The following is a 7890-nucleotide window of genomic DNA, read 5'->3' as shown; positions in this document are numbered from 1 at the left end:
GGCAGAGCAAGCGATGGAATTTGTAGATGGGTTGTTAGAGCCCATTAGACTATTTGAGTTTGTCGCGCTCACTTGCAGACACCATAGGGTGTTGCCTTGTCTGATGAAAATGCTCAGTCTTGTCAGTAAAGTGAGCGACAAGGCGGGCTTAAAGAGAGTCATGCGTTATAAAGAGTTCCTAGACCCCGCTTACAAGTATTTTTATAAGGTTCTTATGCACCCTGATATGGAGTTTGCCACGAGTTTAGGGGAAGTGTTTTGGGCACAATGCAATGATGGTTGGGAGTTTGGACTTGGTCGCAATCGCTTGAGGGCATTTACAAATCCTGCACGCGATAATTATTCCTTTGTCAATGAAAATGGAGAAATTGATATGGAATAACTAGCCTTACACTGGGGCTTGCCCTAATGCCCAGCCCCCCAAATCCCCCCAAAAGAGGTGCGCAAAACCCTACAACTTTGCTTAGGGGGCAAAACCCTTAAGCCTAGATAGATTTAAGCCAAACCCAAGGGACAGAAAATGCCCGCGCGCCCTGCGTTCAAATTCCAGTGTTTTGGATAGCGCGCAAGGTTAAATGCGTTACAATGCCACAAACACAAAGGAGCCACCATGCTAGCAAGTATTACATGCCCTCATTGCCAACACACTTTCAAAATAGACGACCTCTTGTCCGCGCAGGTGCAACAAGAGATCGCCAACAAACAATTAGAATACCAAGAAGCCTTAAAACAACTCAATGCCCAAAAGCAAACTGTGCAACAACAGATTCAAGCAGGGGTAGAACAAGCGCTCCACAAAGAGCGCGCCCAAATGCAAGCCCAACTGCAACAAGAACAAGCGCGCTTGCAAGCCCAAAACACCGCGCAACTACAGGCACACACAGAGGCGATAGAAAAGACTCTGCAGGCTAGGATTCAAGAGGAATACGAACTCAAATTCAAAGCCCAAGAAGTGCAAAGAGAGCGCTTAGAAAAGGCGATCCAAGAAGCCAATAGAAAGGCGCAAGCCAATATTTCTCAGCAATTACAAGGGGAGGTCCAAGAATTGGCTATTGAGGCATACCTGCGCGACAAATTCCCCATGGATCGCATCCAAGAGATCAAAAAGGGGCAAAGGGGGGCAGATTGTCTGCAAGTGGTGCGCGATAGCAGGGGACGAGATTGCGGTGTGATTTGTTATGAGAGCAAGCGCGCCAAGGATTTTAAAGAAGAATGGGTTGAAAAACTCACACAAAACAAGCGGGAAGCAGGGGCGCATATAGGGGTGCTTGTGAGCACAAACTTACCCAATTCTATGGAGCGCATGGGGCTTTATAAGGGCGTGTATGTCTGCACTTTCCAAGAATTTAAGGGTCTTTGTGGGATTTTACGCGCGATGATTGCCCATCTGGTGTGGGCGCAGAAAAGCCAAGAAAACAAGGGAGGCAAGATTGGCGATCTCTATGACTACTTGATAGGTCCAGAGTTTGCTAAGGAGGTGGAAAACGCGATCGCTATCTTTAGGGAGATGCAGGAGGATTTAAACAAAGAAAAAGAATCCATGACAAAACTCTGGGCTAAGTTTGAAAAACAATGGGCTAAACGGGCTAAACAGATAGAGGGGCTTCATTTCATTGTCGCGCGTGCGCGCGGTTGCATTGAAGGCATTGCTGGCAACACCATCGCACCCATCAAAGCTTTAGAATGGGGTTTAGAGCAGGAGGGGCATTAGAACACTAAAGGTTGGGTGCTGTCTTCTTGTTCTAGGTCGTCTTGCAGGGGTGCGCTTTGGGTGGAGTAGTAGGTTTCGCCATTGATCTTTTGGACGATCACGCCTTGGGGGATGGGAAAGTGGCGTTTGAGCGCGGGGTTAATCTGGAGGGCATGGCGCATGAAGTCCGCAAACACGGGCGCGGCGATCACCCCCCCGGCCATGCCACGCCCGATACTGCTATTGTCGTCCCTGCCAAACCACACAATGGCTTGTAAACTAGGGCTAAAGCCACAAAACCACCCATCTACATAATTATTAGAAGTCCCTGTTTTGCCCGCTACTTCCATGCCCGGCACGCGCGCGTGTGTGCCCGTGCCCCTCTCCACGACTTCTTTTAAAATAGAGAGGGTAAGCCATGCCTGCGCCCTGCTTAAAATAGGTTTGGGGGGATTTACTTGCAAGAGTTTGGCTTGCCCCTGTGCATCGATCACATCAGAGATCAAGCTAGGTTCTAAGATGGTCCCGTAATTGGAGAATAGGGAGTATTGCATGCTCGCCTCTAGGGGGGAAATCCCAAAGCTGCCCAATGAAATAGACATGTTTTTGGGCAAATTAGAAAAGCCAAAATCCTGCAAGCCTTGGTAGATGGTGTCAAAACCAACAGTGTCCACTAGGTTGATGGTGGCTAGGTTGATGGAGTTGACTAGGGCTTTTTTCAGGGTGATGAGCCCGGAGAATTTGCGGTTGTAGTTCTTGGGTCGCCAGTTTCTAGAACCCCCTGTGCTAAAGGTGCGCGCCACATCAGGGATCAAGGACGCGCTAGAAAGCCCGTGTTCAAAGGCAATTTGGTAAATAAAGGGTTTGATAGAGCTGCCAAATTGGCGTTTAGCCTGTGTGCTACGGTTAAACGCGCTCTTGGCATAGTCTACCCCCCCCACCATCGCCAAGATATGTCCGGTGCGCGTGTCGGTTACCACGATCGCCCCATTCAAACTGCTGTCGTGATCCTCGCGCAAACGCTCTAACGCGTTCTCGTAACCACGCACCAACGCCTCTCTGGCTAGGTTTTGGTAGTCTAGGTCAATAAAGAGTTTGATGGTGTAGCCCCCTGTCTTCAAGTCGGGCAAGAAACCCAGAGTGCGCACCACCTCGTCCACCACATAGGGGGCGACATTTTGAGTCGTGGTGGTGCGATAAACCTTAGGCACTTGGGCTAGCGCGCTTTGCATTTCTGCCTGGCTAATCCAACCTAAATTAAATAGGCGGCGGATAATGCTATTAGCCCGCGTGAGGGAAAAATCTAAATGTTTAGTGGGATCGTAAAAAGAGGGGGCGCGCGGGAGCGCCATAAGCATAGCGATTTCTTTGAGGGTAAGGGCTTTGAGGGGTTTTTTAAAATAACCCAAGCTGGCGGTTTTCACCCCATAAAAACCATGCCCAAAGAAAGTTTGATTCAGGTAGCGTTCCAAAATCGCTTCCTTGCTCAATTTTTGCTCGAGTTTCAAGGCTAGCACGATCTCTTTGATCTTGCGATCCAAAGTCTTTTCGCGCGTGAGGAGCATGTTTTTGACTAATTGTTGGGTGAGAGTGCTCCCCCCTTCGCTGTATTTTTGGTGGCGTAAATTCTTTAAAAAGGCGCGCATGATCGCATCTAAGTTGATCCCATTGTGCTCGAAAAACAAGGTGTCTTCAACGGCTAATAAAGCCTCTACCATCTTGGGGGGAATCTCTTTAAAAGGCGCGTAAATGCGGAATTCATTGTCATAGAGATTGGCGATCAAGCGCCCCTTCGTGTCTAAAATCTTGGTGGCTAGCGCGGGTTTGTAGTGCACGATTTTTTGTACCTCCCCTCCTGCCTCACCCCACAAAAACAAGATGTATCCCCCCCCCACAACCCCCCCGATCAACACGGGCAAGATGAAAAGCACCCATAGGATTTTCTTAAGGATTTGCATAAGACTCCTAGAATTTTTTCTGGTTGGCATCTTGGAGAATGTCTGAGCTAATTTGATCGATGCGATGCCCTACGGCTAGGGAGGCTTGTGCGGTTTGCAAATTGGCTTGCGTGTCCGCCTTGAAGGCTTCTAGCGCGCTGTTAATGCCCTCCACATACTGGGCTTGGGTTTTGATGGATTGGGTGGTGTCGCTGATACTCTGGGCTAGCACATTGATATTGCTCTCGATCTCGCCCAAGGACTTTTGGGTGCGCTCGGCTAATTTGCGCACTTCATCAGCCACCACCGCAAATCCCCTGCCATGTTCACCCGCGCGTGCGGCTTCAATGGCGGCGTTTAGGGCTAATAAATTAGTTTGATCGGCGATGTCCTTGATGATCTGCACGATGTGTTTGATGTCCTGTCCTTGGGCGATCATCGCCTCGCTCTGCACGCTGATGTCTTGGATCGCGCTTAAGATCGTGGCGATGGATTGGGAGGTCGCATTGAGGCTTTGGCTTTGCTGGCTTGCGCTCTCTTTTAAATTGTCCACACAGCCCTTTAGCTGTTTGGATTCTTCGCCTAGCGCGCTGGCAAAGCGCAGAGAAGTTTGTAGCATTTGTTTGATCTCAGCGCCTAGCGCATCAAGGGTGCGCTCCATCTCTCCTGAGGGGTTGGGGATGCCTTTAGAGAAGTCTAGGGCTTGGTAACGCGCAAAGACGGCATCGATGTCTTGGATATGCAGACCTATGCGTTGTTGCAAGAAGGCGATCATCTCATTGAAGAATTGTTTGAGCGCGATGAGGTCTTGGCTGGCTGGCGTGGCTGTGATCTCTTGGGCGAAATTGCCCTGTTTGATTTCTTGCACCACTAAGGACACATCACGCATACAAGCTGAGTCCATTTTAATGCGCTCTTGGATTTTGAGAATATTCTCATTGATAGAGTTTTGCATGATCCCAATTTCATCGTAATGCTTGACGGGCATGATGGTGATCTCTTGGGTGTTTTGCTTATTGAGGAGGCTAAAGAAAGCACCAAGGGTGTTGGAAAGCGTGGCGATGGGTTTGGCGATGAGGTAGCGCATTAAAAGCAGAGTGATGACCACAATCATGAGGATGATGAGAATGGAGGCGATGAAAATCAAGGTGTAGACTTCGTGGGTGGTTTTAGCGATATTGCTTTGGGCGATGTGGCGCGCCACCACCCATCTAAAATCATCACTATCGCTTTTGATATTGGGGCACATCTTAAAAGAAGTCGCCACTAAAAGCGCGTCCTCAAAGTCGAATAACCCGGATTTACGGTTGCGCACAAATTCTTGGAGCGCGCGCGCGCTGGGGCTGGGGTTGACTTGGGCTAATAAATGCCCTTTGAGTTTGGGGTCTTTTTCTGGGTCGCCTGAGGTGAGCAACAAGCCATCTTGTTGCAACATGAAGGTGTCTTTATTCTTCCTAAAGGTCAGGATGAGAAGATTGTTGATGTCAAAAAACACGCTGATCGCCCCGATCACTTTGTTGCTCTTCAAAAGGGGTATAGCAAATTCGAATCCAAAATACTTCTTCCCCCCGATCTCTTCAAAGAATACATGACTCTTGTGCATCTGATGATCCCGCATCACGCGTTCTAAAAGCGGATCTTGCAAATCTTCTTGCTTGGGGGTTGCAAAGCTGGTGTCCTGCCTGTAATAAATCTCTGTGGTGCGTGGCGCGCTAGCGTAGCGAATCTTAAGACGCTTGACATTGGCGGTATCAATGAAGAATTTCTTGATGCGCTGGAGTTTTTGGGCATCTTGGCTAGGCTCAATGGTGGCTAGGTCCTTAGAAAAGCCTTCAAAACCGGCGAACATGCGCCCGATCACGCGTTGCAAACGCGCGGCGATCTCACCCGTGCCCTCCTCAAGCTGGGTGATGGCGCGTTCCTTGATGGCTTCTTGGACTTTTAAGCCAATGAGCCAACCCAACACCCCTACAGAGATGACAACCACACCACACACGGCTAGGGAAACTTTTACTCCAATCTTAGCGTGCCTTAACATACATGATTCTCAGCGCGCATTAGAAGTCTTTTTTCAAAATTTCTTCCACTTTTAAAATGGAGACGAGTTTGTCCTCTCTTTTACCAATCCCAAAGATGAGTTGGTTATTATCTACTAAGGTTTCGGGCACAGGGTCGATGTCAGATTGTTTGATTCTAATCGCCTCTGTAAGACGATCGATGTAAAAGCCCGCGATTTGATCGTTATGGCGCACCACCAAGTAGCGCATGTCCTTATTGAGTTTCTCAGGGGGCAGACCAAATTTGAGGCGCAAACTAATGAGGGGGAAGACATTGCCCCGCAGATTGAAGACTCCTAGCACATAATTGGGAGTTTCTGGCACACGGGTGTAGCCGATGGGTTTGACGATCTCTAGGATATTGAGAATAGGGATGGCGTATTCCTCGCTCCCAATGATAAACCCAATGAATTGTAAAATCTCTTCGGTGTCCTCTGCTTTGATCTCGTCCTTGTTTTTCTGCTTGTCAAAGATTTCTTTTAAAGCCGCCGCGTCTTTCATATTCTTCCTTAATTTTCTAGTTTAATGCTGCGTTTGACGACATTGGCTAGGTATTCCGGGCTATAGGGCTTGGTGATGTATTCTGTCATGCCACTCTCCACCCCGCGGATACGATCGGTTTTGGTAACCCGTGAGGTAACCGCGATCAAGGGCAAGTTTTTAAACTTATTATACTTGCGCACCTCAGAGGCAAAGGCATACCCGTCCATCTTAGGCATTTCAATGTCTACCAACACCGCATCGGGCACTTTGTCTGCGTTTTTCACCATTTCCAAGCCCTCTAAGCCATTGCTCGCCTCGATCACGGTAACACCTAAAGGCTTTAGGGATTTGCGCATCATCGCGCGATCCGTGTTGCTATCATCAATGGCTAAAATCACATAATCGCTAGGCGCGCTTTTGGCGTTCGAGTTATGCGCTTGGTCTATGAGATTGTTGACATTGACTTTCACATTTTTAGCCATCTCCATCATCGTGCCCACATCCACGATCAAGGTGATCTTGCCATCTCCGCGCACGGTGGCTCCGGCAATCCCCTTAGTGCTTTTGAGATAATAGCCCAAAGACTTGATCACCACTTCCTCTTGCCCGATCAAGTAATCCACGATCACCCCGATTTTTTGATCGGCTAGACCGATGATCACCACATACACCTCCCTAGAGGCTTCTAGGATCGCATCCACCTTAAAAATGTCTGCCAAGCGCACCAAAGAGAGCACCTCATCGCGCAAGCGCAACACGCTTTTGCCATCCACGCTATAAATCTCATCTTGGCTGATGCGCACAGTTTCTAGCACAGAAGAAAGAGGGATCGCGTAGTATTCCTCTTGCACGCCCACCAACAAGGCTTGGATGATCGCCAAAGTCAAGGGGATTTTGAGTTTTTGGGTGGTTTTAACCCCCACTTCTGATTCAAGTTCGATGATCCCATTGAGTTTTTCAATATTGGTTTTGACCACATCCATCCCTACGCCCCGCCCTGAGACATTGCTCAAAGTCTTGGCAGTAGAAAAGCCGGGTTTGAAGATAATATTCAAAGCTTCTTTATCGCTCATCCCTGCGGCTTCTCTTTCGGTGATTACGCCTTTTTCTACGGCTTTTTCTCTGAGCTTTTCGGGGTCTAACCCAGCCCCATCGTCTGTAATTTTAATGACGATGTGGTTGCCCTCATTGTAAGCACTGAGTTCCACGCGCCCGGTTTCTGGTTTGCCTAACATCTTGCGATCTTCGGGTTTTTCAATGCCATGGTCGCAGGAGTTGCGAATAATGTGGATGAGCGGATCGCCAATTTCCTCCACAATGGATTTATCTAGCTCGGTTTCCTCCCCATCAATGACAAGCTCAATACTCTTGCCTAATTCGCGGCTCAAATCGCGCACCATGCGCGGGAATTTGTTAAACACCTTGCCAATAGGTTGCATGCGCGTTTTCATCACGGCAAGCTGTAAATCCGTGGTTACGGCTGAGATGGAAGAGACCACCTGATTGAGCTCCTCTAAGAATTTTTCTCCATCATAGCGTTCCTCCACATCGCCATAAATGCGAATCAAGCGGTTCTTGCCTAGCACCAATTCCCCAATGAGATTCATCAAGTGATCCAAACGGCGCACATCCACGCGCACGGTCTGCTCTACCCCCAAAGCGACAGATTTGTCTTGATCTTTCTTTGTGCCTTTGGGGGTGGCTTGGGGGGTGGGTTTGGCTG

Annotated in this window: 5 protein-coding genes and 1 pseudogene; 2 read left to right on the top strand and 4 right to left on the bottom strand. The window is 48.8% G+C overall.

Translation table 11 applies throughout. From position 1 onward, the window contains the following. Together EAO33_RS08655 and EAO33_RS08650 are read left to right on the top strand one after the other, a co-directional pair. A pseudogene (locus EAO33_RS08655) lies at positions 1-382 on the top strand (hypothetical protein); the annotation flags it as partial. A 228-nt stretch (positions 383-610) separates the two neighbouring features. Then, positions 611-1711 carry a DUF2130 domain-containing protein gene (locus EAO33_RS08650; protein WP_120946364.1) on the top strand — a complete coding sequence of 367 codons (1101 nt, stop codon included), beginning with the start codon at positions 611-613 and terminating at the stop codon, positions 1709-1711. Here EAO33_RS08650 and EAO33_RS08645 read toward each other — a convergent pair. The 4 genes from EAO33_RS08645 to EAO33_RS08630 all read right to left on the bottom strand — a co-directional run. Then, positions 1708-3642 carry a transglycosylase domain-containing protein gene (locus EAO33_RS08645; RefSeq protein ID WP_120946370.1) on the bottom strand — a complete coding sequence of 645 codons (1935 nt, stop codon included), beginning with the start codon at positions 3640-3642 and terminating at the stop codon, positions 1708-1710. The two genes, EAO33_RS08650 and EAO33_RS08645, sit on opposite strands and share 4 nt — an antisense overlap. A gap of 13 nt (positions 3643-3655) precedes the next feature. Beyond that, entirely contained in the window at positions 3656-4066 is a 411-nt protein-coding gene (locus EAO33_RS09960; RefSeq protein ID WP_407920480.1) for a methyl-accepting chemotaxis protein, read from the bottom strand. A 1618-nt stretch (positions 4067-5684) separates the two neighbouring features. Next, a complete protein-coding gene (locus tag EAO33_RS08635) occupies positions 5685-6185 on the bottom strand; it encodes a chemotaxis protein CheW (protein WP_120946362.1) in 501 nt (166 codons plus the stop codon). An 8-nt stretch (positions 6186-6193) separates the two neighbouring features. Continuing rightward, a partial coding sequence (locus tag EAO33_RS08630; protein ID WP_162982276.1) for a hybrid sensor histidine kinase/response regulator occupies positions 6194-7890 on the bottom strand: 1697 nt, incomplete at its 5' end.

Origin of the sequence: Helicobacter labacensis, assembly GCF_003660285.1 — a bacterium.
Lineage (GTDB): Bacteria > Campylobacterota > Campylobacteria > Campylobacterales > Helicobacteraceae > Helicobacter > Helicobacter labacensis.
This window is presented reverse-complemented; position numbering and strand designations above follow the sequence as displayed.